The sequence below is a fragment of the Saccharomonospora iraqiensis subsp. paurometabolica YIM 90007 genome, assembly GCF_000231035.2.
In the GTDB taxonomy this organism is placed as follows: domain Bacteria; phylum Actinomycetota; class Actinomycetes; order Mycobacteriales; family Pseudonocardiaceae; genus Saccharomonospora; species Saccharomonospora paurometabolica.
Genome location: NZ_KI912194.1, coordinates 950 through 1,678 on the forward strand (window position 1 = coordinate 950; position 729 = coordinate 1,678).

Genomic DNA, 729 nt, shown 5'->3' on the forward strand with positions numbered 1-729 from the left:
GGGGCAGTCACCGTGCGCCGTTCGCGGCACGGCCGGTCCCGGAGGCCACCGTGGCCGACCTGGTCGCGGCCGCCGGGGCGGAGGACGTGTGGATCCACCCGGTCGCCGGGGACGCCGAACTGGGGGCTCTCGCGGACCAGCTGAGCGCCGCGGGCCGGGCGTACCGCGGGGACGAGGGGTACCAACGGGAACTGGCCCTGTGGACCGTGCGGGACGAGAACCACCGCCGACACGGTGCGGGCGTGGCACGGAGCAGCATGCTGGTGACGGGCCGGAGCGTGCCCTCGGCGGGCATCGTGCGCCCGCGGACGGAGGTCCCGGACCGGGCGGACCTGGTGGAGAACCTGCGCCGGGAACGGATGCTGCTGTCGGGCACGGACACCGACGACGCGTCCGCCCACCTGCGGGCCGGTGCGGCGCTGCAGCGCGTGTGGTTGACCGCGGTCGCGGCCGGGCTCGCGGGGGCGGTGCAGACCCAACCCCTGCAACTGCCCCGGATCCGTACCGAGCTGGCCCGCCGGTTCAACTTCGACGGGTACCTCCAGACGCTGTTCCGGGTGGGGCACCCGGTCGGGCGGCCGCCGGCCAGCCCCCGCCGCAGCCTCGGGGACGTCCTCCACCGGGAACCGTGAGACGTACCGCGGAACGGGGCCACCCCGGGTCAGTCCGGGCTCCCGGGCGGGGCGGTGTCCAGGAAGGCCGACGCGGCGCGGGCGAGGCCGGGGTGGT

The 729-nt window shown here is 76.8% G+C and carries 1 pseudogene; it reads left to right on the forward strand.

Features of this window, described 5'->3' with window-relative positions:
• Positions 1 to 632: pseudogene (locus tag SACPADRAFT_RS24885) on the forward strand (nitroreductase family protein); the annotation flags it as partial.
• Between the last annotated feature and the right edge of the window lie 97 nt (positions 633 to 729).